The sequence below is a fragment of the Paenibacillus algorifonticola genome (assembly GCF_050481745.1).
GTDB classification, from domain to species: domain Bacteria; phylum Bacillota; class Bacilli; order Paenibacillales; family Paenibacillaceae; genus Pristimantibacillus; species Pristimantibacillus algorifonticola_A.
The window spans coordinates 255,399-281,620 of record NZ_JBCNGR010000008.1; the positions used below are offsets into that span (position 1 = coordinate 255,399).

The following is a 26,222-nucleotide window of genomic DNA, read 5'->3' on the forward strand; positions in this document are numbered from 1 at the left end:
ATTAGGAGCCTGCGTATCATGCGGATGCTGCACCTGGCTGCATCAATTCAAGCTGGATTCGGGATGAAGCAGCGTGTGCATATCCGTCGAAGAAATAACGGTCAGCCTTGGAATCTTCATCGGCGGTGTGCCCGGCTGAGCGAAACCGTTGCGAACGGAAAACGCCATCCGGTAACCATTTTCACGCAAATGATAAATAATCTGTGTATTCATCTCGCCGTAAGGGTAAGCAAAATATGGCGAGTCGATGCCCAGCACTTTTATTTTGTGACTATCGCTCGTAATCAAGCTGGTGTCAGCAAGCGATGAATAAGCAATGCCGCAAAGCGCCGTCTCTTTTTTGTGCAAATCAAAGGTGTGGCTGTGATATTCAAATACGTCGCTCGACGCTTTCATTTCGTCATTGGAAAGAAAGCTCGATTTTTTCGGATTAAATGTCGCCGTCTTCTGTTGAATATGGCTGCCTACGACAAACATCGTAGCGTGAAAGCCGTATTTTTTCAAAATCGGATACGCATAAATGATATTGTTTTGATAACCGTCATCAAAGGTAATGACGACCGATTTGTCAGGCAGGACGCCTTCGCCATTAATGTATTTCTCCAATTGCTCCATCGTCGCTGTCTTATAACCGTTCGTGTGCAAATATTCCATTCCCTGCTCAAACGATTCCAAATCAATAATGGAATGATTGTCTGGCTCGCTATTGTCAGCCTTCGGTGTAATGTAATGATACATCAGCACTGGTACCCGCTCAGCATTGCCTGAAAGCGCCAGAGGTTTTGAATCGGCCAACGGCTTAATAGCCTGCTTATGCGTCATAATAAAAGCTTTATTTTTAGCTATTTCCCATGAGGTACAGATTTTTTTCGTAACAACCGTCCCCGGATGGGCTACTGCCGTAGCATAAGCAGCGATAAGCAGGACGAAGGAAAACAAACCAGCAGCAATATACTTTCTGTAACGAACCATGCAAGCTCCTTTCAAAAACGTTTAATGCACGTTTGGCTTGCGCTATTTCGCATTCAAGGCACCAAGCTTCTCTCCGCCGAGCAAATGGAAATGCAAATGGTATACCACTTGGCCACCATCGCTATTCACATTATTAATTAAACGGTAGCCCGATTCGGCAATGCCCTGCTCGATCGCAATTTGACGTGCGGCTGTGAACAGCTCTGCCATGATAGTATCGTCATCTGCAGTCACTTCATTCATCGTGGCGATATGTTTTTTAGGAATGATTAAAATATGTACGGGCGCTTCCGGTTTAATATCTTGAAAGGCAACTACTGTATCCGACTCATACACCTTAGTTGATGGCAATGTACCTTCGACAATTTTACAAAAAATGCAATCCATTCAAAACTCCCCCTAAATTATGTTATACACCCTTCTTCCATCATAACGGAATGAGCAAAGCTCGTCCAATCCCATCCATCTTCCTAAAGGATAATACATAGATGGGCATTGGTTTTTGGCAACTCGCAGCTATCGCAGCTCAACGTCTGTGTGGTCGTCAATCGCCTGCTCCAGCTTATCCGCAATTTCCAGCCAATTGTTATAGCCATTGCCGATTTGAATCGATAAGCTTCTGCTTTCTAATGCATCTGCATTAAAAGCCGTTACAGCTTCCAACTGCTTGCTGAATGCCTGCTTAAGCTTCGTAAGGTAATCCTGCTCGGCTGCCGTTAGAGCGCCTTCATGGCTGCCTGCCTTGGCCAGCGACTGCTGCACCGCGTTAAAATAAGCTTCCAGCTTGCCTGCAGCAAACTCCGTGCCGTTATACTGATGCGCTTCTTTCAGAAAATCCAGCACATGATCCACATTTCGGAAAGCCGCACCAGCATTGAATTTGGCCTCATTTCGTCCCAAAAGCTCCGCTGATGCCCCAAGCTTCTCCAGCTCAGGCAATATCGCATTATAAAATGCAGCGGCACCGATAGCGTCCGAAGCAACTCGCTGGCCCGTCTCATATTTTTTCTCTTGAACGTTCGATAAATATTGCGAATATAAAAACATATTTCCATTAAGGCTGCACACCAGCAGCACAATTGTGATTGCCAACGCAATCGGCTTTTTCTTCGGCGGTTGTTGCTCTACGGACACGCTTTCTTCCCCCTAAAATTAAATCGCCTTACTTAATAACTACTGCTATAGCTGCCACTTCGCCTTTAAGGTGCTGTTCCAGCTTCAACGAAGTCGCACCGACTGACCGCCATCGAAAAAGAACACATAGCATTCTGCTACCTGGCGCAGCAAAACGGCTTCGAGCGCCTCCGCATAAAGCTCCAGCTGAAAACGATGGCGCTCTGCTGCACGCTCCCATTGCTGATTGAGGATCCGGTCCGTTTTATAATCGACCAGCACCAGTCCATGTTGGTCCTCGAACACGCAATCCATAACGCCTTGAATTAAAATCTGTTCATCCTTTGCATCTTCAGCAACGAAAGGATGCACGCGCGAGGCAGGCAGCATACAGCTGAATGGCACCTCGCGCTTGACCTCATCTGCTGCCAGCAGCCGCAAGCCGAGAGGACTTGCGAAAAAAGCAGCAATATTCATGCTGTCGATGGCTTCCGCCTGGCGCGGTGTTAACAGCTTGCGTTCAATCATGCCCTGGGTAGTCTGCATAACGACGTGCTCATCGACAGTTCCCTTAAGCGGTAAATGCTGCATGACCAGGTGATTGACAGAGCCTTTCTCTGCCGCTGTGAGTGAAGTCTGCTCCATAAACCGCGGACGGCGCAATCGAAATGAGCCTCCGGGCGCCGGCTGCAGGTCATTGCTATTATTCCCTTCACCTTGCTCACCCAAGTTATCCGGCTCTTCCGGGAAATCTAGTCGTTCGGACGATGAATGACTGCCGCTTGCGTCTATATCATTGTCCGCTGAGTCTCCAGTGTCAAACAAAGGAGCGGCTTCGCGATCAGCAAAAGCTTCGCCGTGAAGACGTTTAATTTCAGTTACAGACGTTTTGGCAGGCAAAAGAGTTGCAGCTTGATGAGAATAATGAAAATCCAATCGTTCGCGCAGCTCACTATCCTGCTCCTCAGGCTGCAGCTCAAGCTGGGCCAGCGAAAGAACGCCTTGCAGCCGCAGTTCTCTCTCTTCGTGGCCAGCATCTTGCTGAAGCGCTGCCGCTGCTTCAATGCTGAATATCGCAGCTGCAACGAAGCCCGATCGCCATTCCAGCCTTTTCATGCCGGAAAGCTGAGCGATTTGTTCTGTTTCCTGCTGCTCAAAGCTTGTTGCGGCCAGCGGGCCAAGCCAATCCAAAAAAGTCGATGCCGCAGCCAGCTTAAAATCAGGTATTCGACCGCTTGCGTCAACAGCTGCCAGCCAGCCCTGCAGCTTCTTTGCCGCGTCTGCCACCGTGCCGACCAAAAACATTTTTTCCTTCGGGCGGGTGAGAGCCACATATAATATTCGCATTTCCTCGGCCAGCATTTCCATGCGCAGCCTGCGGCGAATCGCTAGAAATGGCAGAGTTGGATAGCTGACGCGCCGCTGTGGATCCACAAATCGCGGGCCAAAACCGAGCTGCTTATGTCGAAGAAAGGCGCTGCGCAAATCCTGCTGGTTAAACGACTTGCCAAGACCTGCCGTGAACACGACGGGAAACTCCAGCCCTTTGCTTTTATGGATCGACATAATGCGGACGACATTTTCCTGCTCGCCAAGCGCCCTTGCCGTGCCTAGGTCCCCTCCGCTATCGCGCATTCGCTCTACGAAACGCAAAAACCGGAACAGGCCCCGGAAGGAGGTCGCCTCGTAACCGCGAGCGCGGTCATATAGAGCGCGTAAATTCGCTTGACGCTGTGTGCCGCCAGGGAGACCGCCAGCAAAATCATAATAACCAGTCTCACGGTAAATACGCCAAATGAGGTCGGCCAACGCTCCCTGTCTGGCATCACTGCGCCAGCGCTCAAGCTGCGCGAGAAAGTAGGTCAGCTTCTGGCGCAATGACTCTGGAAGCGTTAAACTGCCTTCCGCGGCCAGCAGCGCTTCAAAATAACTGACGCCGGATTTTTCAATCCTAATAAGCGCCAGCTCCTCGGCATCCAAGCCAAAAATAGGGGAGCGCAGCGTGCCCGCGAGCGGAATATCCTGATAAGGATTGTCAATGACTCGAAGCAGCGACAATACAGTCTGCACTTCTATGGCATCAAAATAGCCGCTGCTGAGCTCAGCATAGGCAGGTACGCCATCTGCCTGCAGCTCCTCGATAATAATTGGCGCCCATTGCGATGTCGCGCGCAGCAAAATAACGATATCCCGCCATTCCAACGGACGGGTCCGTTTGCTTTTTCCATCGTAAATGCGGTAGCCGCTCTCCATAAGCGACTGAATTTTCTGGGCAATCAGCCGCCCTTCCAGCTGCGCCGTCTGCAAATCCTCCGCCGACTCAGCCGCATCTAGCCCTTCTTCCTCATCCTCTGGCTGCGCTTTATCCTCCGCCATGACGGAGCCTGCCTTATCAATGACGACCAATTCTACTTCAAATTCCCCTGCTTCCTCTGCTGCCGGGAAAGAAGCGCCGCAAACCAGCTCCGCGCGCTGATCATAATCCATTTCGGCTACGGATTCCCGCATAATGCCGCGAAATACATTATTTACGCCGTCAACTACCTCCTGACGGCTGCGGAAGTTGCGCGCCAGATCAATGCGCAAGCCTGCTGAATGGCCAGCGGAAGAAGCTGCTTCAGTGCTTGTATGTGCAAATGCCGCAGCGTCTCTATCCGCTCCATCCGTTCCGGGCAGAACAGCCTGTACGGCATAGCTTTTATACTTGTGCATGAATAGATTGGGCTCCGCGAGCCGAAAGCGGTAAATGCTTTGCTTCACATCACCAACCATGAAACGGTTCCCCGCTCCCGGCCTTGAGATCAGCGTTACAATCGCCTCCTGCACCATATTCATGTCCTGATATTCATCAAGCAAAATTTCATCAAATTGGTTCTGGTATTCCAGCGCCGCGGGCGAAGGCAGCGTCTGCTTCACGGAAGAGTCCTCCGTACGCAATATCCGCAAGCAATAATGCTCCAGATCGCCAAAATCAAGCAGCCCCTTCTCCCGTTTCGCTGCTTCATACCTTTGCCCAAAATCAATAATGAGCTCGCTCAGTGCCGCCATTAATGGAGCCAGCTCCTGCAGCTCCTCCAAAAACTGCTCAGGCGTACGGCCGAACAGCTCTTCGGCTAGCGTGCCCAGCAGCTTCTTGGCACTGTCTCGCAAATCTTTCGCCTGCTCCTGCAGCGATTTATCGTATTCGTCGCCGCGCATAGCCTTCAATTTTCCAAATTCCACCGTATGAAACGGCTCGAACCACTGCTCCCAAGGTCTCTCCTGTACAGCAGCTTTAAGCATAAGGACAAGGGCCAGATCGTCCTCGAAATTGACGGCATAAGGCGCCGGCCCCGCAGGCTCGCGCGTTAAATCAAGCGCCTTTCGAAGCAGCGCTTCCGCTCCGGCGAGAGCCAGCTCCACATCAGCTCGCAAGCTGGCAACCCAGCTGCTGTGCTGAAGCTCGGCTGCATTTTGCAAATTAAAGCTTTCGGACGTCTCGCGCAGCCAAGCTTCAGGCCATGGATGGCTTTGCGCAAAAGCATACAGGTCCTGTACGAGTTTGTACAGCGGCTCATCCCCGCGTTCTCCCCCCAGACGGTCAGCGAGCGCGAGAAAAGCGCCACCAGCCCTAGAGTCGGCATCCGCCTCGTCATATTTCTCCTCGAAGAGCTGATCCAGCACCTCCATCCGCAGCAGCTCGCTCTCCGTTTCATTAGCGATGCGAAAGCCGGGATCAAGCCCAATCAGCGGATAATAACGGCGAATGACATCGAGACAAAAAGAATGCAGCGTCGTGATCGACGACCTGTTCATAAGCGCGAGCTGGCGACGCAAATGCTCAGAGTCAGGCTGGCGATCCAACTCCTTCTCCAGAGCAATGCGAATCCGCTCCTTCATTTCCGCAGCTGCCGCCTTCGTAAAAGTGGCAACGAGCAGGCGGTCCACATCGGTCGAGGATGAAATTTTGCGAATAATGCGCTCCACCAGCACTGCCGTCTTGCCAGAGCCGGCAGCAGCAGCTACAAGAATGTTGGAGCCTTCCGTTACAATGGCGCTCCACTGCTCATCGGTCCAAGTGCTGCCTTCCGGTTTAATGACCTTTGCCATGTCCGTCATCGATGCTTTCTCCTTTCTCCAGCCGCTGCCATAGCTCTTCCGTTGAAGGCTTGCGAAGCCGCACATACTCATTGCCGTCAAACAGCGGATCGAACTGGCAAACCGCCTTATAATCACAATATTGGCACGGAATTTTTGTTCCCAGCTTGTAGGGCTCAATCGATACTTTGCCACAGCTGATTTCCGAGCCAATTCCGCTAATGGTCCTCCGGACAGAATCCCGCAAAATGTCCCACTGCTTGTCCGTCACGACGGAGGAGCTGCTGTAGAACGCCCCATCCTTCTTGAGCGCTACAGGCAATAGCTCGGAATGTCCCGTTTCCAGCTGATCATCCATAAGGCGCACCGCCTCGGCTTCTGCCGTAACAAGTCCTCTTAGCTTAAAGCGTTTGCGCAGCTCTGCTTTGATTTTCGCTTCGTTCATTTGATTAGAAAGCGCCAGCAGCGGATTATGGACGTGAAAATAAAGCACACCCGCAGGCGATGCCTGCTTTCCAAGCCAGCCGGGAGAATGCGTCACCAATACGTCCAAATACGTCAGCATTTGCAGGGAAAGGCCAAAGGCCACTTCCTCCAGGCGCAACTGGGTCACGCTAGACTTGTAATCCAGCACGCGCAAAAGCAGCCCCTGCTCTGTATCCGCAGCATCAACCCGGTCGATTCGCCCGATTATTTCCATGGAACGTCCATCCTGCAAGGGAATAATAAGCGGCGGCAGTGTGCCTTCCGGCCCAAAATCAACCTCCAGCCCAACGGGCTGGAACGCGGCCCGGCGTGCATGCTCGCTCAGCATAATGGCCGCCTGCGCTACAATTTCCTTAAGCTTGCGGGCAATGTAGCGATAGCGGCCGCTGCTCAGCAAAATTTGCGATTGCAGCCTAGGTGCGAGCTCGTCCACCGTATGAACTGCCGCCTCGCGGATCTCACGCTCGGAAGCCGAGCCGAAGGCGTGGCCAAGCCCGCCTTCTCCAGCCAAACGGCTGAGCGCAGCGTGGAACAGCTGTCCCACATCCGGCGCCTCCAGCCGGTGCATTTTACGCTCGCGCAGCTTCAGTCCGTGAATCGCAAAATGCTGAAAAGGGCACGACACGAAACGCTCCATTCTCGATACGCTTGCTCTCAAGCGAACGCCATAAAGCTGCTGTGCCGTATCAGCGGTCAACAGCTCCTCCTGATTCACATAACCAAGGGATTTTGTAAGCAGCGACAGCTTCGTTTGCCATTCTGGGCGCACCGCAAACCAATTGTAAAGCTCCCACCAAAAAGGAGCAATCTCGCTTCCTTGCTTCCAAGCTCGCAGCTCCGTTATTAAATACGACAAGGCCCGTTCTGGATGCTGAATATATTCCCTTTGCTCCTTTAAAGACATAGTCTGCGTAGGCTCCGCCTGCACTTGCTGTATTGGCAAACCGTGAAACAGCTGCCTCACCTGCCTAATAATTTCCGATGGCAGCAGGCTTTTCCCCTCTTCATCAGCCTCCGACCAGCTTATCCACAAATGGCGGCTCGGCGTTGTGAGCGCACTATAAATCAGAAAACGCTCATCCAGCAGCCTTCGCTTGAGGCCCGGCGCCATGACCAAGCCTTCTTCAGCCAGCCGCTCCCGCTCCTGATCCGTCAGCATGCCATCCTCTTGAAAACGCATCGGCATGACGCCATCATTGGCTCCCAGCACGTAACAGATCTGTACCTGACTGGAACGCGTACGGTCCATGCTGCCCACCAGCACTTGATCGAGAGCGGGCGGTATCGCACCTAGTTTGAGGCTTTCCAGACCCGTCTCAAGCATGCCAACGAAAATATCGGGAGGCAGCGGTTCATTCCCAACCAGCTCTACTAATTGGTCAAGCAGATTCATAACTCCATCCCACAGCTGGCGATGACCGCGTGAACGCTGCACTCGGCCAGCTTCGCTATCCTCGCGGCTCCAGCGCTCCAACCGCTCCGCAGCCCCTGTATGCTCAAGCAAGCGATATAGCGCCTCACACATCATTGTGACATTTGAAGCCTTCTCCAGCTCTTTGCCAAACTGCTGCAAAGGTGGAACGATCACGCCGCGCGCGGCCATGACCGCCTCGAACTCTGCCTTTGCACGCAGCGATGGCGCATTGGCCGCTGCATCCTGCTCTTCCTCCAGCGACTCGATGATGAATGGACGCCATCTTTTTTCATCCAGCCACTTCCAGCCATCAATGCCCGCAGCCAAGACGAAGTTTTCCAGCCAATCAAATTGGTCGCGGGGAATGCTTCCATCAAGCGGAAACAGCAGCTCAGTCTTAATGCAGCGGAACACCGCCTCATAGCTCCAATTATGCAGCACCGTCTCAAGCGCCGAGCGAATGAACTCGACGAGCGGATGATGGACGGTCGTATGCCTCTGATCAAGGAAATAGGGGATGCTGTATTCTTGGAATACAGCTTCGATATAGTCGCTGTAATCTCCCGCATTGCGCACCATAACCGTCATATCGCGCCAGCTTAGGCCATCTTCCCTGACTCTGCGCAGCATATCGCGCGCCAGCAGCTCCACCTCGGTTCGCCGATTTGCTGCTGCATGCAGCGATAAGCCGCATAACGGGCTGGTTGCATCGAGCATAGCCGGATTAGGAAGCGCCATTTGTGTCCGCCCTCCGTAATGGCGCTCCAAATGAGCCAGCATCGGGCTGCTGCTAAACCTGCCCAGCGCTTCGGCAGCAGCATTTCCAGTACCGCCGAGCATAATAGGCTCCGCCAATTCAACCCCTAATCCCTCCGCAAGCTCCCTCAGCTTCACATAAGCATCTGCTGTAGGATGAAACAAATCCAGCTCGCCTGGCCGTTCTCCAGCCGTATAGGCTCGATTCAGCTTAAGCGTAATCGTCACTTTCTTCGCCATGCTTATAAGCGAGCTAAGCGCGGCATATTCTTTTGGCGTAAAGCCATTAAAGCCGTCAATCCAAATTTCGGTGTCCCGAATCGTTGAAAATTGCGACAGCCCCGTTGACAGATGAACCAAATAATCCTCCGAATCGACATACAGCCCGGCTAACTCCGCCTCCAGCTTTTCGTATACTAGCTGCAAGTCATGCAGCTTGCGCTTCAGCAGCGCCGAGTCCTGTAAAGCAGAAGCGGCCTCTTCTCTGCGCTCAGCAATCATCGCCGGATTAATGCCATAACGCTTCCATTCCGTCAACAGCTCGCCCAGACGCTCAATGAAACCAGGCTTTCCAGCACCATGCTCGAACAGCTCCAATTGGTCGCCCAGACGCTGCACAATTTTGTACAGCAGCATGTTTTTGCCTTCATCGCCGATTGGAATGAGCGCGGTTCCCCCAGTTTCCTGCATAACGCGAAGAGCAAGCCTGCGAAGGCTCAGCACTTGCGCCCGAATCATTCCCTGCAATCCACTGCCTCGAAGCAGCGTGTATTCGGACTGGAAAGTCGCCTGCTCCGGCACGAGCAAAATAAGCGGAGGCCCATCCGGGTCTGCGCTCAGCCTGCCGCGAATTGCATCCAGGCAATATGTCGTCTTTCCCGCTCCCGAGCGGCCCAGCACTAATTGAAGCGGCATCCTGCAGCCCTCCCTTCCGTAACCTGTCTTTTATCAACCATACTACCATACCCGCAGCGACTTTTCACGAGCCCTTCAAACATACGTTCTTAAATATTTGGCAAAAAAACCTCTTGAACGAGTAAAAAGCATACTCGCCGTTCAAGAGGTTTTTCGTTATTTGCTGCGCACCTCAAAGATGGCAAATTTCAAGTAATGCCCTTCTGTTACGCCAAGCAGCTGCGGATGATCCTTGCCTGCCGCCCGCCATTCCACAAGCCGGAGCAGCTTGCCAGCATCAGCAGCGGCCTCCTGGATCGTCTCGAGAAACAAATCAGGACGCATATGATACGAGCAACTCGCCGTTACCAGATAGCCGCCTTCATTTACCAGCTTCATGCCATGCAAGTTAATATCTTTATAGCCGCGGACAGCGCCTGCTACCGCATTTTTTGTTTTGGCGAACGCTGGAGGGTCCAAAATGACAACGTCCCATGTCTGACCGCCTCCGCTAATTGGCTTGGACGTATCCGTGCCTGCGCGGCTGCGCTCCAGACGCTCCTCCAGCCCCTTCGTTTGCAGTCTCAAGTAATCAAAAGCATCGGTTACGACGAATTGCACGCGATCGGTAAAGCCGTTTCGCTCCACATTGCGGCGCGCCGTATCAATCGCATGCTCGGAAATGTCCAGACAGGTCACTTTCTTTGCTCCGTATTTGCAGGCATGCAAGGTAAAGCTGCCCGTATGAGCAAAGCATTCCAGCACCGTCGCACCGTCCCAGTAGGGGAAGGTCACCTCTTTGCCATTTGCATTGACTGGAACGAGACCGCTTGCTGTCCCTGCACTCGCACTGCCCGCTTCAGCAGGCTTTGGCATCAGTTTAATGCCGCTGCGGTGGCCCCAGCCCTTCATCAGCGGAGCGATGGAAGCGCGATTTTCACGCTGGTCATAGAAATAGCCCGTCTTTTGGCCTTCGACTATATCAACCTCAAGCTTTAGCCCATTTTCTTCGATCTCGAGTATGGCCGGACATTCCCCATATAGCACGCCTGTACGCTTCTCTAAGCCCTCCAGCTGTCTGACACCGACATCACTGCGCTCATAAATGCCGCGCGGCTCAAACACCTCGATAAGCGCTTCAATGATCGCAGCACGGTGAATATCCATGCCAAGTGTCAGCAATTGGATAACCAGCACATCATTAAAGCGATCAACGGTCAGCCCTGGCAGGAAATCAGCTTCTCCGTATACGAGCCTGCAATCCTGATCCGATACGAAACGGCTGCGATGCTCCTTCGCCTGCCGGAAACGCTCATGGAAAAAAGCAGCATCCATCACCTCCAGCGGCTTGTACGAAATAATGCGCACCGTAATTTGCGATTTCGGATTCCAATAGCCCGTCGCCAGATAACGTCCCTGATGGCTGACTACATCAACCAAGCCGCCCGGCTGCGCGGTGCCTTCCATTTTCTCAATCTCGCTTGCATATACCCATGGGTGGCCCTGCTCCAAACGTTTTTTGCGCCCGCGCTGCAGCGCTATCCTTGCTCTCGTCATAATGGAAAAATCAACCTCTCTCATGCTTGTCATGCATGTCTTGTTTGCTGCATATGTATGGGTACACCTGTCACTCGTTTATAAAAAAGGAGATTCAGCCCATGCTTCATTCTATTATTTTGCCGATTGCAATCGGCTTTGCCTTGTTCTTAAGCGGCATGAAGCTGATGGAGCTGGCACTGCATCGCCTTGCCGGGACGCAATTGAATCGTATTTTGCAGCGGTTTACCGCTACGCCCATTCACGGACTGGCGGCTGGCGCCATCTCTACTGCTTTTCTTCAGAGCAGCACAGCCGTAACCGTCATCTCTATAGGTCTCGTCAATGCCGGACTGCTCACCTTTCCGCGAACGCTCGGCATCATTCTTGGCACCAACATCGGCACCTGCCTGACGACGGAGCTGCTTGGGCTGAGCCTTGAGCGTCTTACAATGCCCCTGCTTATTCTCTCAGTCTCTGCCTGGCTGCTGACCGCGCTGCTTGGCGAGCTGCAGCTTATCCCCGCCTTGCGGACTGGCGGCTGGCTAAACACGATTCGCTCCGCTTCCATCGCCACGCTCGGCTTCGGCATATTGCTCGCTGGCATGGCGATGATGCAAAGCGTTGGCCCGGACATTCAGCAAAGCGCCATGTTTGACTGGTTTATGAGCAAAACGGCGGACAGCCTCTGGTGGGGGCTGGCCGCCGGCGCAGTGCTAACCGCAGCCGTGCATAGCAGCACGGCTGTCATTGCCATTATAATGGGTTTTGCGGCAATCGGTGCTATGCCACTAGAGGTTGGCATTGCCGTTGTGCTAGGCGCAAACATCGGCACCTGCATCACTGCGCTGCTCGCCTCAATTAGCGGATCGCGCGCGGGACAATTCGTTGCGCTCGCCCATATAACGCTGAATGTCGGCGGCGCACTGCTCTTTATGCCGTTTGTCGGCCTGCTCGCTGGACTATCAGCTTGGCTTACCGCAGCCCCAGCGGCGCAAATTGCCCATGCGCAAACGCTGTTTAATATTTTCAGCTCGCTGCTTGCCCTGCCGCTCTGCTATTTGCCAGCGCTGCGACGGATGCCTCGCCAAGATTAACCTTCCAATGCTACACCATAAAACTATGTAAATGGTATGCCCAGCAGCTCTAATGCACCGGAGACGATCCGATTATTGTTGTCATAGCCGGATTGCTTCTGTCGTCTCCATGCATCAAGCGGCTCGAACCAATCCACTCCGCGAATTTCTTCTACTTGAGCTTGCAAATCGCCGCCGATGGCTTCAACCAGGTAATAGTGAACCTCTTTATCGACCGTACCATAGGTATCGTGCTGGTACTGATATTTAATTTGGTCAATAGGTGCTATGATATTGCCCTGAAGCCCCGTTTCCTCAGCAATTTCCCGCAATGCGGTCTGCTCAACGGTTTCGCCTGCCTCCATCTTGCCTTTGGGAAGCGATACTTTGCCATAACGATCCTGAATAAGCTGAATTTGCAGCTTGCCTTCCTCCGTGCGGCGGTAGACGACGCCTCCTGCTGATATTTCCTTCACACCTGTTTCCCCCTTGCCTGATTGACATCATATCGCAATAGTGAAAATTCCAGCCGCTTCCTCCAAGTGAAGCCAGCGGCCGAAATTCCCGACTATTATTTGGCCTTTTGTTATGCTCTTAATGCTTCCGCTTTTGTATGAACGGCCGCCTGCTGATCTTGAACATCATCCAGCTCCAACACAAAGCTGTGAGTTTCGGAGCCGCGAAGCGCCTGCGCTTCGCCTTCCAGCACTCGCACAAGCTGGCCTCGGCATTCATTGACACCAGCTTCCGTTACCTTAACGCGGCACAGCTTGCCGATTAAGTCCTCGGAGCCGTTGAATACCACTTGAATGTAGTTGTCGGAGTAACCCATAACAAGTCCCGTTCCTGGAGCTCCCTTGTAGTCGCGCTCTGGAATAATATCAAGCACAGCGCCTACATACTTCTCTGCATAAGCAAGCTGCATGCGCTCAGACAAGTCGATCAGCTTATGGACGCGTTCGTTCTTCAATTCTTCATCCACTTGATCCTCCATGCGCGCTGCTGGTGTACCCGTCCGTTTGGAGTAAGGGAATACGTGCATTTCCGAGAAGCCCAGCTCCTCCATAAAGCGGAAGCCTTCCTCGAACATTTCGTCCGTTTCGCCAGGGAAACCAACGATGACATCCGTTGTAATAGCTACGCCCGGCATAACCTCGCGGATACGCTTGATTTTCGCCGCGAATTCCTCGGTCGTATATTTGCGGCGCATCCGCTTCAGCACGGAGTTTTCGCCGGCCTGCAGTGGAATATGGAGATGGCGGCACATTTTCGTGGACCGATTCAGCACATCAATCATCGCCTCATCGATCTGGCTTGCTTCGATCGAGCTGATGCGGATCCGCTCGAGGCCTTCGATATGATCCAGATCCCAGAGCAGGTCGCTCAGACGGTAGTTATCCAAATCGTCGCCATAGCCGCCTGTGTGAATGCCCGTAAGCACGATTTCCTTGTAGCCTGCCGTAACCAGCTGCTTCGCCTGCTCAACAACGCTATGCGCCTCCCGGCTGCGGGACAAGCCGCGCGACCATGGAATAATGCAGAAGGTGCAGAAGTTGTTGCAGCCCTCCTGAATTTTCAGAAACGCCCGCGTGCGCTCGGCAAAATCCGGCACATCCAGCTCCTCAAACTCGCGCGTCTTCATAATGTTGCGAACAGCATTGACTGGCTGGCGGTCCGCATGAATTTGATCGACAAAGGTCATGATTTTCTCGCGGTCCTGCGTACCGATAACGAGATCGACGCCAGGAATCGCCATAATTTCGGCTGGGGACGTCTGTGCGTAGCACCCTGTTACCGCTATAACGGCATCCGGATTGCGGCGCACCGCGCGGCGAATGATTTGGCGGCTCTTCTTGTCGCCTGTATTGGTCACCGTACAGGTGTTGATTAAATAAACATCGGCGGTCGCTTCAAAATCGACCTGCTCGTAGCCTTCATTTTTGAATAGCTGCCAAATCGCTTCTGTGTCGTAAAAATTCACTTTGCAGCCTAATGTATAAAATGCAACCGATGGCATGTTGTTATACTCCTCCCATTTCTCCGGCTTCATACAGCAAGCATGTCAATCCGACGATACCTGCGGTTTCCGTCCGCAATATCCTTTTGCCGAGGCCGACAATAATGGCTCCTGCTGCTTCTGCCTCATCTGCTTCACGCTCGGTAAAGCCGCCCTCCGGCCCTACCATTAGCAATACGCTCGGAGCGGAAGCATCGCTTCCCCTGTTAGAGCTCCAGCTATTCAGCGCCTGCCTAATACCCACGCCTTCCGCTGCATCGCCTTCGCGTTCGTAACAAAACAAAACTAAATCATAGGAAGCGATCGATTTGACCAGCTCGCGCCAGCTCCGCACCGGCTCTACAGCCGGTACGCGGCAGCGATGCGACTGCTCCGCCGCTTCCTTGGCGATTTTGCCCCAGCGCTCCAGGCGCTTTACTTCCTTCTTGCCGTCATATTGCACAATCATGCGCTCCGACTGGAACGGGACAAACGAATAAGCGCCAATTTCGGTGCCCTTCTGGATGACCAGCTCCATCTTGTCGCCTTTCGGCAAGGCTTGGGCAATCGTAACCGACCAGCTCGGCTCGCTATTTTGGGGAAGCTCTTCTGAAATATCCGCTACAATCTCGGTGGACGCCGCTTCCCGCACAGAAGCAAGCACGACCCGCTGCTCGCCGTCGCTTGCTATAAACATATCGCCTGCCTTCATCCGCATGACGCGCACAGCGTGGAAAGCATCCTCGCCGAGCAAGCGGACTTCATTATCTTCAAACTGCTCTTTCGCTATAAAATACCGCTGCATATCGTCTACATAACCATCCTTCATAATAGCATGTTTTCATGTCGAAAATCCATGACCAAACCGTGTCACCCAAGGTGAAACGGCTGCCCTCCGTCCTTTGGCGGTTAAATAAACAGTCCACCGATCAGGTTCATAAAATAGGCGGCCAATTCCTGCGAAAAGTTAAGAATCGGGCTAATGGTCACCGCGCGAAGCGGTGGAATGAACAATAGCAGCAGGAAAATAATAATGCCCCATTGCATGTTCTGCTCCATTTTATAGCCGACTTTAAGCGGTACGAGATTTTGGATGATCCGGTAGCCGTCAAGCGGCGGCAATGGAATCAGATTGAAAATAAACAGCAAAAAGTTAAGCGATATGAAATAAGAGAAAAAGACTTGTAAAGCGTCCTGTACGCCAATGGAGCCCATATGGTACAGTCCTGTCTTGATGCTGACATAATAAAGAATAATGCCAAGCAGCCCGAGCACAAAGTTGCTGAGCGGACCTGCCGCCGTCACAATAACGCCCATTAAGCGCGGATGCTTAAAGCGATTTTGGTTTACCGGTACAGGCTTGGCCCAGCCGAAGCCTGCAAGCAAAATCAAAATCATCCCCAGCACATCCAAATGAACGCGCGGATTCAGCGTTACCCTGCCTGCATCATAGGCCGTATTGTCACCGAACTTGTACGCCGTGTAAGCATGCGCAAACTCGTGAACGGTGAAAGCAATAATAAGCACAAGCACAGCAAAAGGCAATTCTGCGGTCGGATAAGCAAACCACCCATCCATATTCATTCTGTTACCTGCGGCTTGCGTGCAACGAATACAACCCAATCTTCATTGCGGCGTGTTTCTTCCACGATAAAGCCGGCTTTCACAAGCCCTTGCTCCACAAGCTCTTCCTTGTTTTTATAAATACCGGAGGAAATATACAGCCCGCCCGGTTTCAGCGCCTGATACACCTCATCAATAAACAGCAAAATAATTTCCGCTAAAATATTTGCAACGACCAGATCGACTGGCACTGTAACAGTCGTGGATTCATTAGAGCCCACAGATCCGCGCGCGCCTTTGCCTCCTAATACGCCAAGCAGATCGCTGAGCTTAACTTCGACTTGCTGCTCAAGCCCATTCAGGCGTACATTTTCCGTCGCACTCGAGACGGCAATTGGATCCAGATCAAGTGCAAGCACACGGCTGGCACCCAGTCTGCAAGCCCCAATCGCCAAAATGCCAGAGCCTGTACCAACGTCAATGATTTCCTCGCCGCCTTTAATGACGGATTCCAGCGTCTGCAGGCAGAGGGACGTTGTCGGATGTGTACCTGTCCCAAAAGCCATACCAGGGTCAAGCTCAATAATTTTCTCATTCGGCGCAGCTTCGTACTCTTCCCACGTCGGTTTGATCGTGAGTGTATCCGATACTTTAAGCGGCTTGAAATACTGCTTCCATGCCGTCGCCCAATCCTCTTCATCTACCATTTGTGAAGTCATTTCATAATCGCCTGGATCAATGCCGAATTCGCGCAGCTGCTCGATCGGCGCTACCAGCTCTGCTTTCAAAGCGGCGATATCTGTTCCTTCCGAAAAATACCCCTTTATAACGGCTTGTCCTTCCGGAATATCATTCAGCGGCGTTTCATACCACTGGCCGAGGGACGTATCCCGCTCTTTGTTCAGCGTGCCGGATTCTTCAATGGAAACCCCGTCCGCATCCCGTTCATGCAAAAAGTTAGAAATCATCTCAATCGCTTGCTCCGTCGTCGAGATTGTAAGTTCATGCCATTTCATTTGCTTCTACGCCTCCAGTGTGAAAAACTAACATCTATTGTACACCAATCCGCATTGATGCACAAAATATGTATTTGAAAATGTGATAATCCTGCTATTTTACAGCCTTTCCAGCAGCTATATCGTCTTTTTCGCATACAAAAAGAGAGGGCAGGCCCTTTGCTCCTGCCCTCTCCCGCTTGCGATTGCAAATACGGACTTTCCCCTTGCCCGGTTACATCAATTGCTCCATACTTCCGCCCGCATCCTCAATTAGGCGCAGTGCCCTGTCCTTGACATGCTCTTCAAGCGTCGCTGTAAGTGCCGTACTGTCTGCCTGTCCATCAACCCGAAGCGCCTGCAGCTTGCGCAGCGCTCCCTGTGCCGCCTCAGAATGTTCAAATACAGCGCGTATGTGTTGATCAGCCATAATGAGCCCAGCCTCCTTCTACGTGTAGGTAGGCGGTATTCAACCGCCTTCGCTTCCTACTACGATAGAATGGAAAGCCGGGGCCATTATTATTCGTTTTTTCGCATGCTTTCAGAAAAAAAGACGATCCGCGCTTATTCGCCGCGGAACGCCTTTTTCATCCGTTCAAAAATTGATTCGTGATTTTCTGCTGTTTCTGTCGGAACGGAGCCTGAAACGCCGCCAAACTGGCGAAGCAGCTCTTTCTGTTCATCCGTCAGCTTTTGTGGGGTAACGACTGTCACTTTAACGTGCTGGTCGCCCTGCCCATATCCGCGCAGCTTAGGAACACCTTTGCCTTTCAGGCGGAAGTAAGTGCCCGTCTGAGTGCCGGCTGGAATTTTCAGCTTGATTTTCTCCGTCAGCGTAGGAATTTCGATTTCGTCCCCGAGTGCCGCCTGTACGAAGGACAGGGGAACCTCGCAATAAATATCATCGTTTTCACGCTCGAAAAACTCATGCGCTCTTACGCGAATAACGATGTACAAATCGCCCGCAGGACCGCCGCGTTGACCAGCTTCACCTTCGCCAGACAAACGGATTTGTGCGCCTTCATCAACGCCGGCCGGGATTTTCACTGTAATTTTACGCTGTTTTTTCACTTTGCCTGCGCCATGACAAGTTCCGCATTTTTCTTTGATTACGCGGCCCGTTCCGCTACAGTTGGAGCAAGCACGGCGGTTGACCATACGGCCGAATGGTGTATTTTGCACAACTTCCTGCTGGCCAGTACCGCTACATACGGAGCAAGTGTCCGGTTTCGTTCCTGGCTTAGCACCAGAACCGCTGCAAGTATCACAGTTTTCGGTGCGAGGAATCGTAATCTCCGTTTCCTTGCCGAATACCGCTTCCTTGAAATCGATCGTCATTGTATATTGCAAATCGCTGCCACGCTGTGGCGCATTCGGATCCCGACGGCCACCGCCGCCACCGAAGAACATATCGAAAATATCGCCGAAGCCGCCGCCGTCGAAACCGCCGGCTCCACCGCCCATGCCTTGATTCGGGTCAACATGCCCGTATCGGTCGTAGGTAGAGCGCTTGCCATCGTCACTCAGTACGTCGTAAGCTTCCTTGACTTCTTTAAACTGCGTCTCGGCATCAGCTGCCTTGTTGACGTCCGGATGATACTTTCGCGCGAGCTGACGGTACGATTTCTTAATGTCATCCGCTGAAGCGTCCTTGCCTACACCCAGAATTTCATAATAATCTCTTTTTGACAAACGGTATCACCTCCGCCCATAAATGTGTTGGATAAGCTGGTTACTCCCATGCTTCATATATTTCCTTCGTTCAACTTATCCTTTTAAAAAAAGTATAGCTTCGTATCCATTAATCGTCGAAGCTTTTATGATGACATAATCATGGAACAAGGTCAAAGACAGGGAAAGCCCTGTCTTTGACCTCATCCGCACTACAGGCTTAGTTTTTGTCGTCAACTACTTCGTAGTCAGCGTCAACCACATTGTCTTTGCCTTTTGCTTCCGGCTGTTCGCCTTCTGCGCCTGGCTGCCCAGCCGCTTGCTCATACAGCTTCACGGATAGCTGCTGTACAATTTCAGTCAGCTCATCAGAAGCTGCTTTAATTTCCTCCAGGTTGTCGGTTGCAAGCGAAGCTGTTACTTTTTCTTTCGCAGCATTTGCTTTTTCGATTTCTTCTGGAGCTACTTTGTCGCCAAGATCTTTAATCGTTTTGTCTACCGAGTATACGAGTTGGTCAGCGTTGTTTTTCGCTTCTACCAGCTCACGGCGTTTGCGGTCTTCTTCCGCATTCAGCTCGGCATCCTTCATCATTTGTTCAATTTCCGCGTCGCTCAGGCCGCTGGAAGAAGTGATTGTGATTTTTTGGCTTTTTCCTGTACCTTTATCAAGTGCCGATACGTTAACGATACCGTTCGCATCGATGTCAAAGGTAACTTCAATTTGCGGTACGCCGCGCGGTGCAAGAGGAATATCACTCAGGGTAAAGCGGCCCAACGTTTTGTTGCCCGCTGCCATTTCGCGCTCGCCTTGAAGGACATGAATTTCAACGCCTGGCTGGTTGTCAGCATACGTCGAATACACTTGCGATTTGCTTGTTGGAATCGTAGTGTTGCGGTCGATCATCTTCGTGAAGACGCCACCTGCTGTTTCGATACCAAGGGAAAGCGGAGTAACGTCAAGCAATACAACGTCTTTAACGTCACCAGTCAATACGCCTGCTTGAACAGCCGCGCCCAAAGCAACAACCTCATCCGGGTTAACGCCCTTGTGCGGCTCTTTGCCGATCAGCTTTTTAACCGCTTCTTGAACGGCGGGAATACGTGTCGAACCGCCTACAAGAACGACTTTGTCGATTTGGTTTGCGGACAAGCCGGAATCGCTCAGCGCCTGACGAGTTGGTTTCAGCGTGCGCTCTACGAGGTCTGCTGCCAGCTCTTCAAATTTTGCGCGAGTCAGATTTGTTTCCATATGCTGAGGAACGCCATCTACCATCGTAATAAACGGCAGCGAAATGGTTGTCGACATTACGCCTGACAGTTCTTTTTTTGCTTTTTCAGCAGCATCTTTCAGACGTTGTACAGCCGCTTTATCTTTAGAAAGGTCAGCGCCTTGCTCTTTTTTGAATTCAGCTACGAGGTGATCGATAATGACTTGGTCAAAATCGTCGCCGCCCAGCTTGTTGTCGCCGCTTGTTGCTTTAACTTCGAAGAAGCCATCGCCAAGCTCAAGGATCGATACGTCAAATGTACCGCCGCCAAGGTCATAAACGAGAATCGTTTGATCTTCTGTTTTCTCAAGGCCGTAAGCAAGAGCTGCTGCTGTCGGCTCGTTGACGATACGAAGAACTTCCAGACCTGCGATTTTACCAGCATCTTTTGTTGCTTGACGCTGGCTGTCATTGAAGTAAGCAGGAACCGTAATAACGGCTTGCGTTACGGTTTGACCTAAGTAAGCTTCTGCATCAGACTTTAGCTTTTGCAAAATGATTGCGGAAATTTCTTGTGGCGAATAATCTTTGCCATCAATGCTTTCCTTATGGTTTGTACCAATATGGCGCTTGATCGAAATGATCGTGCGGTCAGGGTTAGTGATCGCTTGGCGCTTCGCGCTTTCACCGACGATACGCTCGCCGTCTTTTTTGAAACCAACGACCGAAGGGGTTGTACGGCTGCCTTCCGGGTTAGGAATAACGACAGCCTCGCCGCCCTCCATTACTGCAACGCAAGAGTTTGTTGTACCAAGGTCGATACCGATTACTTTACTCATCGTGAATTTCCTCCTTATAATGGTTCTTCATTCATACATTCTATTATCAAAGGAAAATATCGGTTAGCCGCTCACTTTAACCATTGCTGGACGGAGAACCTTCTCCTTCAGCATGTAGCCTTTTTGAACTTCCTCCACAATAATTCCTTCTTCATATTCATCGGATTCCACCGTCATAATCGCCTGATGGAAGTCAGGGTTAAAAGCTTCTCCAACGACATTCATCGCCGTGAGACCTTCCTGCTCCAGCGTTTGCGTCAATTGGCGGAAAATCATGTCCACACCTTTCGCAAGTGCCTCTACGTCACCATTAACGGAAACAGCAGCTGTAGCCCGATCGAAGTTGTCGACAACCGGCAGCAGCTCAGTAACGAGCTTCATCGACGCATAACGCGCCAGCTCTTCTCTTTCCTTAGTGGAACGACGACGAAAATTGTCAAAGTCCGCTTGTGTGCGAAGGTAGCGCTGCTGGCTCTCTTCAAGCTGCTTCTCAAGCTCTGCATAACGCGCATCAACTGCTTCAGCTTCATTTTGCCCAGCTTCAGCCGTTTCTTGCGATTCGACAGTCTCGTCTGCCACTAGCTCCTCAACCACATCATTTTGTTGCTCTTTACTCACCCTATTCACCTCCTTCAAATGCCGCTACGGCATGCATGGCTTCATCATTTATACCAGCGGGCCAAAAATGCAGCCATATCTTTAGAAATCAAATCAACCAAGCTCATCACCTTGCCATACTCCATCCGCGTGGGACCAAGAATGCCGATTGTACCGAGCGGCTGCCCGTCAACCGAATAGGAAGCGGTAATCAAGCTGCAGCTGGCGATCGCCAGATTATCATTTTCCGTCCCAATGCGCACTTGTATGCCTGAAGGCAAGGAGGAAAACATTTTCATCACGGCTGGCGTTTCTTCCAGCAAATCCAAAATCGTTTTTACCTTGTCAACATCTTTAAATTCCGGCTGCGTCAGCATATTCGTCGTTCCGCTCAGAAACAGGCGATGATCATTATCAGGCTGCAGCGCCTGATCCAGTACGCTCAGCACTTCCTCGCAATGATCGACGTAACGCTCAAGCTCCTGACCAACCTCAAGATAAAGCTTTGATTTCAAGCGGACTAAAGGAATGCCGACAAGCTTCGTATTCAAAATATGGACGACCTTCTCCAGTTCCTCCATCTTCACCTCAGACGGCAGCGTAATGGTGCGATTCTCGACGCGCCCCGTATTGGTGACAATAATGGCGACCGCAGAACGTTCATCCAGCGGCACAAGGCTGAAATGCTTCAGCGATGTATTAAACAGCTCCGGGCCCAGCAATATCGACGTGTAGTTCGTCAGGCTGGACAAAATCGATGCTGCATGCTGAATAACCTGCTCCATCTGGCTCATCTGCTCGGTGAAAAAAGAACGAACCTTTGTCATATCCGCATCGTTCAACTCTTCCATCCTCATCAGATGATCAACGTAATAGCGATAGCCTTTAGTAGAAGGAATTCGGCCTGCCGACGTATGTGGCTGCTCCAGAAATCCAAGCTCCTCCAAATCCGCCATTTCATTACGAATGGTAGCTGGGCTGAAGCCAACATCACCGCGCTTAGAAATACTGCGTGAACCGACTGGCTCAGCCGAGCGGATATAATCATCTACGATAGCTGTTAAAATCATTCGCTGTCTATCCGTCAACATGCGCATTCCCTCCAAGTCATCGGCTCTGTCATTAGCACTCGTCTTGATTGAGTGCTAATCGTTAATACAAAAATACCAAACCCGCTCGAGCATTGTCAAGTGAGTTTGGCATTTTTAGTTATCCTATTTTAAGAATATTCATTATAATGACTTGCGGAAGCTCGGAAAAGCCTCTACTCCAGCACTTTCAACACGGCGATTTCATCGCAAGCATTCTGCTTCGGACAGTTGACGCAATCGGTCCATACCTTTTCGGGAAAAATGTCTTTATCCACGACCGTGAACCCATTCCGCAGAAAAAAAGCGACCTCATACGTCAGCGCCATTACCTTCGTAATGCCCTGTTCCTTCGCCGCAGCAAGCAAGCCGTCAACGAGCTTGCTGCCAATGCCCAGACCCTTGTAGCCATCCGACATGCCAAGTGACCGGATCTCTACCAAATTATCGCCTAGCTTCGTCAACGAGCCGCAGCCGACAACCTGGTCGCCTACTTCCGCTACTATAAAAGAATTTATCGAATACTCAAGCATATACCGGGTACGTGGCAGCATGATCCCTTTCTCTGCATAGCCTTGAATTAAATCAAACAATACGTCAACATCATCTTTGGTTGCTTTTCTGCACACTGCCTGCAAGCTGTCCATTAGTTTCATGCTGCTCCCCCCATCCGGTGCTTGTTTCATCACCATATATCATTGAATAAATATACAACATCGCGTATGTTTTCTCAATAGGCAATTTTAAAAAATCTTCATATAAATTTTCATCATCGCCTATCTAGCTAAACTTCCAAACCAATAAACGATCCAAACACTTCATTGCCGAGCAATACGCCTTTATCCGTCAGTCGATAACCCGACCCACGCTCATCCTCCAGACGCTCCATTAAGCCGTCATTCAAATGCTTGTCAATAATCGGGCCAAAATAGCCTTCGAGTATCTTCCCGTCAAACTGACGGGTAAAATCAGCTGTACGGATGCCATCCAGCAGACGCAAGCCGACCATCATAAAGTCCTCCATCGCCTCAAGCTCGGATATCGTCTCCGTATCAAGCCGCGGCAGGCGGGCAAGCGTAGCGTCAATATAAGGCTGCACGCCCTTGATATTAACATGGCGCTCGCGATTTGCGTACCCATGGGCACCAGCTCCGAGCCCATAATAGTGCTCATTGCGCCAGTAAGTTGAATTATGTTTACTCTCGTAGCCTGGGCGGGCAAAATTACTTATTTCATAGTGCTGATAGCCGCCAGCCTTAAGCTGCTCAATAAGCAGCAAATACATATTTAAATCCTCATCCTCTGTCGGCAGCGGCAGCTCATTGCGCTCATACAGCTTGTGGAACAGCGTGTTTTCCTCCACTTTAAGGCTGTACAGCGAATAATGCGGCAGCTTAAGCGCAAGTGCCTTCTGCACGCTGTCAGCCAGCAGCTCAACCGTCTGTCCTGGCAAGCCAAACATCAGATCGATCGACAAATTCGTAAAACCTGCTGCTCTAGCATTCTCCAGGCTGCGATACACGTCCTCCACATTGTGAATGCGTCCAATACGCTCCAGCAGCGTGTTGTTAAACGATTGCACGCCAAAGCTGATCCGGTTCACCCCACCGGCATACATCGCCGCCAGCTTGTCAGCATCCGTCGTGCCTGGATTGGCTTCCATAGAAAACTCGACATCTGGTGTAAGTGGAAAATGCCTGCGGACGGCAGCGAGAAATCGCTCCATCTGCGGCGGTGTAAGCACCGTCGGCGTACCTCCGCCTACGAATACCGTATCGATTTGCTCTGGCGGCAGCACGCTGATCGTCCGCTCCATTTCGCGCTCCAGCGCATCCAAATAATCGTCCACAGGCTGGCCTTTCAGCACATAGGACGTAAAATCGCAGTAATGGCACTTATTCGTACAAAAAGGGATATGAATATACAGCGCTCGCGGCGCGTGATGAATCGTCATGCTGTACACCTGCTTTCCTGTGGCAAGCTCTCTTCAAGTGCCAGCCCCTCATAGCGCAGCTGGCTTCTTGCCTCTATCATGATAAAAAGGAGAGCCCCCGGCTCTCCTTCTCCCTCTAGCTTTCGTCGATCTTGAGCACAGCCATGAACGCTTCCTGCGGCACCTCAACGCTGCCGACCTGCTTCATGCGCTTCTTGCCCTCTTTTTGCTTCTCAAGCAGCTTGCGCTTCCGGCTAATGTCGCCGCCGTAACATTTGGCAAGTACGTTTTTGCGCATCGCCTTAACGGTTTCACGGGCAATAACCTTGGTACCCAACGATGCCTGAATCGGAACCTCAAACATTTGACGAGGGATAAGCTCCTTCATCTTCTGACAAATAATCCGTCCACGGAAAAACGCTCTATCGCGGTGAACGATGACGGATAATGCATCGACCTGTTCGCCATTCAGCATAATATCCATCTTCACAAGGTTGGACTTGCGGTAGCCGGATACTTCATAGTCGAACGAAGCATAACCCTTCGTGCTTGATTTCAACTGGTCGAAGAAATCATATACAATTTCCGAAAGCGGAATTTCATACGTAATCGTGACGCGGTTCGTATCCAAATATTCCATGTTAACGAATTCGCCGCGCTTATTCTGGCACAGCTCCATAATCGCGCCGACATAATCATTCGGAACGATAATGCCTGCTTTAACATAAGGCTCCTCGATAAAATCAAGCTTGCCCTGTTCTGGCAGGTTGGACGGATTGTCGATGCTCATGACTGTTCCATCCGTCAGCGTTACCTGATAAATAACGCTTGGCGCCGTCGTAATAAGCGGAATGTTGAACTCGCGCTCAATACGCTCCTGAATAATTTCCATATGCAGGAGGCCCAGGAACCCGCAGCGGAAGCCAAAGCCTAACGCTGTCGACGTTTCCGGCTCGTAGCGCAGCGAAGCATCATTGAGCTCCAGCTTCTCTAGCGCTTCGCGCAAATCGTTGTAATCCTGTGTTTCAATTGGATATAATCCGCAAAATACCATTGGATTAATCCTGCGGTAGCCCGGAAGTGCTTCCGGTGCCGGACGCTTCGCTTCGGTTACGGTATCGCCGACACGCGTGTCTTTTACATTTTTGATACCAGCAACGACAAAGCCTACATCACCGACTGCCAGCTCGTCCACGATGCCCATACGCGGCATGAACGCGCCAACCTCAATAACCTCAAACTCAGCGCCAGTCGCCATAAAGCGGATTTTCTTGCCCGCCTTGATGCTGCCGTCAATAACCCGGACGTAAACGATAACGCCTTTGTACGCATCATAGTGTGAGTCGAAAATCAGCGCCTTAAGCGGCTGATCAGGATCACCTGTAGGAGCTGGAACCTTGGCAACGACCTGCTCTAAAATCTCCTTAATGCCAATGCCTGCCTTCGCCGAAGCATGAACCGCCTCGCTCGCATCCAGCCCAATAACATCTTCAATTTCCTGCTTGACGCGATCTGGCTCTGCGCTTGGCAAGTCGATTTTATTGATGACTGGAAGAATTTCGAGGTTGTTGTCGAGTGCCAAATAAACATTGGCAAGCGTCTGTGCCTCAATCCCTTGCGCAGCGTCTACAACGAGCAGCGCGCCTTCGCAAGCAGCAAGGCTGCGGGAAACTTCATATGTAAAATCGACGTGTCCAGGCGTATCAATCAAATTGAGCAAATATTCCACACCGTCATCCGCCTTATAGGTCAGACGAACAGCCTGCAGCTTAATTGTAATGCCGCGCTCCCGCTCCAAATCCATTTGGTCCAGCACCTGAGCTTGCATTTCTCGCGAAGTGAGCGCCCCAGTGTATTCCAAAATGCGATCCGCAAGCGTAGACTTCCCGTGGTCAATATGCGCGATAATCGAGAAGTTTCTAATTTTCTTTTGTCGGTCACGTACGTCAGCCATGCCTAACCCCCACACCATCCATTATTGCTAATCATTCTTTCCATTATATCAGCA

The 26,222-nt window shown here is 51.4% G+C and carries 20 protein-coding genes; 1 reads left to right on the plus strand and 19 read right to left on the minus strand.

The window, feature by feature from the left end:
- Positions 1-42 precede the first annotated feature (42 nt).
- From ABEW34_RS08710 to ABEW34_RS08735, 6 genes are all read right to left on the minus strand, one after another.
- On the minus strand, positions 43-972 hold the full coding sequence (locus ABEW34_RS08710) for a polysaccharide deacetylase family protein (protein WP_430157150.1): 930 nt from the start codon (positions 970-972) through the stop codon (positions 43-45).
- A 42-nt stretch (positions 973-1,014) separates the two neighbouring features.
- Positions 1,015-1,359, minus strand: coding sequence for a histidine triad nucleotide-binding protein (locus ABEW34_RS08715; protein ID WP_430157152.1), 345 nt, complete (start codon positions 1,357-1,359; stop codon positions 1,015-1,017).
- Between the two features lie 129 nt (positions 1,360-1,488).
- Positions 1,489-2,106, minus strand: a complete 618-nt coding sequence (locus ABEW34_RS08720; protein ID WP_430157154.1) for a hypothetical protein — start codon at positions 2,104-2,106, stop codon at positions 1,489-1,491.
- Positions 2,107-2,190: 84 nt separating this feature from the next.
- Positions 2,191-6,183, minus strand: coding sequence for a helicase-exonuclease AddAB subunit AddA (addA, locus tag ABEW34_RS08725; protein WP_430157155.1), 3,993 nt, complete (start codon positions 6,181-6,183; stop codon positions 2,191-2,193).
- Positions 6,158-9,733: a helicase-exonuclease AddAB subunit AddB gene (gene addB, locus ABEW34_RS08730; protein WP_430157157.1), complete on the minus strand. Its 3,576-nt coding sequence runs from the start codon at positions 9,731-9,733 to the stop codon at positions 6,158-6,160. The genes addA and addB overlap by 26 nt, the downstream gene beginning before the upstream one ends.
- 156 nt (positions 9,734-9,889) lie before the next feature.
- Positions 9,890-11,269, minus strand: a complete 1,380-nt coding sequence (locus tag ABEW34_RS08735) for a class I SAM-dependent rRNA methyltransferase (protein WP_430157159.1) — start codon at positions 11,267-11,269, stop codon at positions 9,890-9,892.
- A gap of 101 nt (positions 11,270-11,370) precedes the next feature.
- Here ABEW34_RS08735 and ABEW34_RS08740 point away from each other — a divergent pair, with 101 nt between their 5' ends.
- Complete coding sequence (locus ABEW34_RS08740) at positions 11,371-12,345, plus strand: Na/Pi cotransporter family protein (protein WP_430157161.1); 975 nt, start codon at positions 11,371-11,373, stop codon at positions 12,343-12,345.
- A gap of 23 nt (positions 12,346-12,368) precedes the next feature.
- On the opposite strand, the gene ABEW34_RS08745 is transcribed toward ABEW34_RS08740, so the two are convergent.
- From ABEW34_RS08745 to lepA, 13 genes are all read right to left on the minus strand, one after another.
- Entirely contained in the window at positions 12,369-12,800 is a 432-nt protein-coding gene (locus ABEW34_RS08745; RefSeq protein WP_056029360.1) for an NUDIX hydrolase, read from the minus strand.
- Positions 12,801-12,910: 110 nt separating this feature from the next.
- Entirely contained in the window at positions 12,911-14,341 is a 1,431-nt protein-coding gene (gene mtaB / locus ABEW34_RS08750; protein WP_430157164.1) for a tRNA (N(6)-L-threonylcarbamoyladenosine(37)-C(2))-methylthiotransferase MtaB, read from the minus strand.
- 4 nt (positions 14,342-14,345) lie between these two features.
- Entirely contained in the window at positions 14,346-15,125 is a 780-nt protein-coding gene (locus tag ABEW34_RS08755) for an RsmE family RNA methyltransferase (RefSeq protein WP_430158525.1), read from the minus strand.
- 104 nt (positions 15,126-15,229) lie between these two features.
- Positions 15,230-15,904 carry a site-2 protease family protein gene (locus ABEW34_RS08760; RefSeq protein ID WP_430157167.1) on the minus strand — a complete coding sequence of 225 codons (675 nt, stop codon included), beginning with the start codon at positions 15,902-15,904 and terminating at the stop codon, positions 15,230-15,232.
- The gene (gene prmA, locus ABEW34_RS08765) at positions 15,901-16,899 is read right to left on the minus strand and encodes a 50S ribosomal protein L11 methyltransferase (RefSeq protein ID WP_430157170.1); all 999 of its coding nucleotides are present in this window, start codon (positions 16,897-16,899) and stop codon (positions 15,901-15,903) included. Before prmA ends, ABEW34_RS08760 begins: the two co-directional genes overlap by 4 nt.
- Before the next feature lie 214 nt (positions 16,900-17,113).
- Positions 17,114-17,308 (minus strand): hypothetical protein, encoded by a 195-nt coding sequence (locus tag ABEW34_RS08770; protein WP_099519697.1) that lies wholly within the window; start codon positions 17,306-17,308, stop codon positions 17,114-17,116.
- A 134-nt stretch (positions 17,309-17,442) separates the two neighbouring features.
- Complete coding sequence (gene dnaJ, locus ABEW34_RS08775; RefSeq protein ID WP_056029374.1) at positions 17,443-18,570, minus strand: molecular chaperone DnaJ; 1,128 nt, start codon at positions 18,568-18,570, stop codon at positions 17,443-17,445.
- A gap of 199 nt (positions 18,571-18,769) precedes the next feature.
- Positions 18,770-20,596 carry a molecular chaperone DnaK gene (gene dnaK, locus ABEW34_RS08780; RefSeq protein WP_430157174.1) on the minus strand — a complete coding sequence of 609 codons (1,827 nt, stop codon included), beginning with the start codon at positions 20,594-20,596 and terminating at the stop codon, positions 18,770-18,772.
- Positions 20,597-20,659: 63 nt separating this feature from the next.
- The gene (grpE, locus tag ABEW34_RS08785; RefSeq protein WP_430157177.1) at positions 20,660-21,232 is read right to left on the minus strand and encodes a nucleotide exchange factor GrpE; all 573 of its coding nucleotides are present in this window, start codon (positions 21,230-21,232) and stop codon (positions 20,660-20,662) included.
- Positions 21,233-21,258: 26 nt separating this feature from the next.
- On the minus strand, positions 21,259-22,284 hold the full coding sequence (gene hrcA / locus ABEW34_RS08790; protein ID WP_099519693.1) for a heat-inducible transcriptional repressor HrcA: 1,026 nt from the start codon (positions 22,282-22,284) through the stop codon (positions 21,259-21,261).
- Between the two features lie 173 nt (positions 22,285-22,457).
- Positions 22,458-22,937, minus strand: coding sequence for an N-acetyltransferase (locus tag ABEW34_RS08795; RefSeq protein ID WP_430157180.1), 480 nt, complete (start codon positions 22,935-22,937; stop codon positions 22,458-22,460).
- A gap of 128 nt (positions 22,938-23,065) precedes the next feature.
- On the minus strand, positions 23,066-24,235 hold the full coding sequence (hemW, locus tag ABEW34_RS08800; RefSeq protein ID WP_430157183.1) for a radical SAM family heme chaperone HemW: 1,170 nt from the start codon (positions 24,233-24,235) through the stop codon (positions 23,066-23,068).
- 115 nt (positions 24,236-24,350) lie between these two features.
- Positions 24,351-26,168 carry a translation elongation factor 4 gene (lepA, locus tag ABEW34_RS08805; RefSeq protein ID WP_056029385.1) on the minus strand — a complete coding sequence of 606 codons (1,818 nt, stop codon included), beginning with the start codon at positions 26,166-26,168 and terminating at the stop codon, positions 24,351-24,353.
- Positions 26,169-26,222: the final 54 nt, after the last annotated feature.

Coding starts and splice junctions, on each gene's coding strand:
- ABEW34_RS08710 (WP_430157150.1), bottom strand. CDS start 972: ATGGTTCGTTACAGAAAGTATATTGCTGCTGGTTTGTTTTCCTTCGTC.
- ABEW34_RS08715 (WP_430157152.1), bottom strand. CDS start 1,359: ATGGATTGCATTTTTTGTAAAATTGTCGAAGGTACATTGCCATCAACT.
- addA (WP_430157155.1), bottom strand. CDS start 6,183: ATGACGGACATGGCAAAGGTCATTAAACCGGAAGGCAGCACTTGGACC.
- addB (WP_430157157.1), bottom strand. CDS start 9,733: ATGCCGCTTCAATTAGTGCTGGGCCGCTCGGGAGCGGGAAAGACGACA.
- ABEW34_RS08735 (WP_430157159.1), bottom strand. CDS start 11,269: ATGACGAGAGCAAGGATAGCGCTGCAGCGCGGGCGCAAAAAACGTTTG.
- ABEW34_RS08740 (WP_430157161.1), top strand. CDS start 11,371: ATGCTTCATTCTATTATTTTGCCGATTGCAATCGGCTTTGCCTTGTTC.
- mtaB (WP_430157164.1), bottom strand. CDS start 14,341: ATGCCATCGGTTGCATTTTATACATTAGGCTGCAAAGTGAATTTTTAC.
- ABEW34_RS08755 (WP_430158525.1), bottom strand. CDS start 15,125: ATGCAGCGGTATTTTATAGCGAAAGAGCAGTTTGAAGATAATGAAGTC.
- ABEW34_RS08760 (WP_430157167.1), bottom strand. CDS start 15,904: ATGAATATGGATGGGTGGTTTGCTTATCCGACCGCAGAATTGCCTTTT.
- prmA (WP_430157170.1), bottom strand. CDS start 16,899: ATGAAATGGCATGAACTTACAATCTCGACGACGGAGCAAGCGATTGAG.
- ABEW34_RS08770 (WP_099519697.1), bottom strand. CDS start 17,308: ATGGCTGATCAACACATACGCGCTGTATTTGAACATTCTGAGGCGGCA.
- dnaK (WP_430157174.1), bottom strand. CDS start 20,596: ATGAGTAAAGTAATCGGTATCGACCTTGGTACAACAAACTCTTGCGTT.
- hrcA (WP_099519693.1), bottom strand. CDS start 22,284: ATGTTGACGGATAGACAGCGAATGATTTTAACAGCTATCGTAGATGAT.
- ABEW34_RS08795 (WP_430157180.1), bottom strand. CDS start 22,937: ATGAAACTAATGGACAGCTTGCAGGCAGTGTGCAGAAAAGCAACCAAA.
- hemW (WP_430157183.1), bottom strand. CDS start 24,235: ATGACGATTCATCACGCGCCGCGAGCGCTGTATATTCATATCCCTTTT.
- lepA (WP_056029385.1), bottom strand. CDS start 26,168: ATGGCTGACGTACGTGACCGACAAAAGAAAATTAGAAACTTCTCGATT.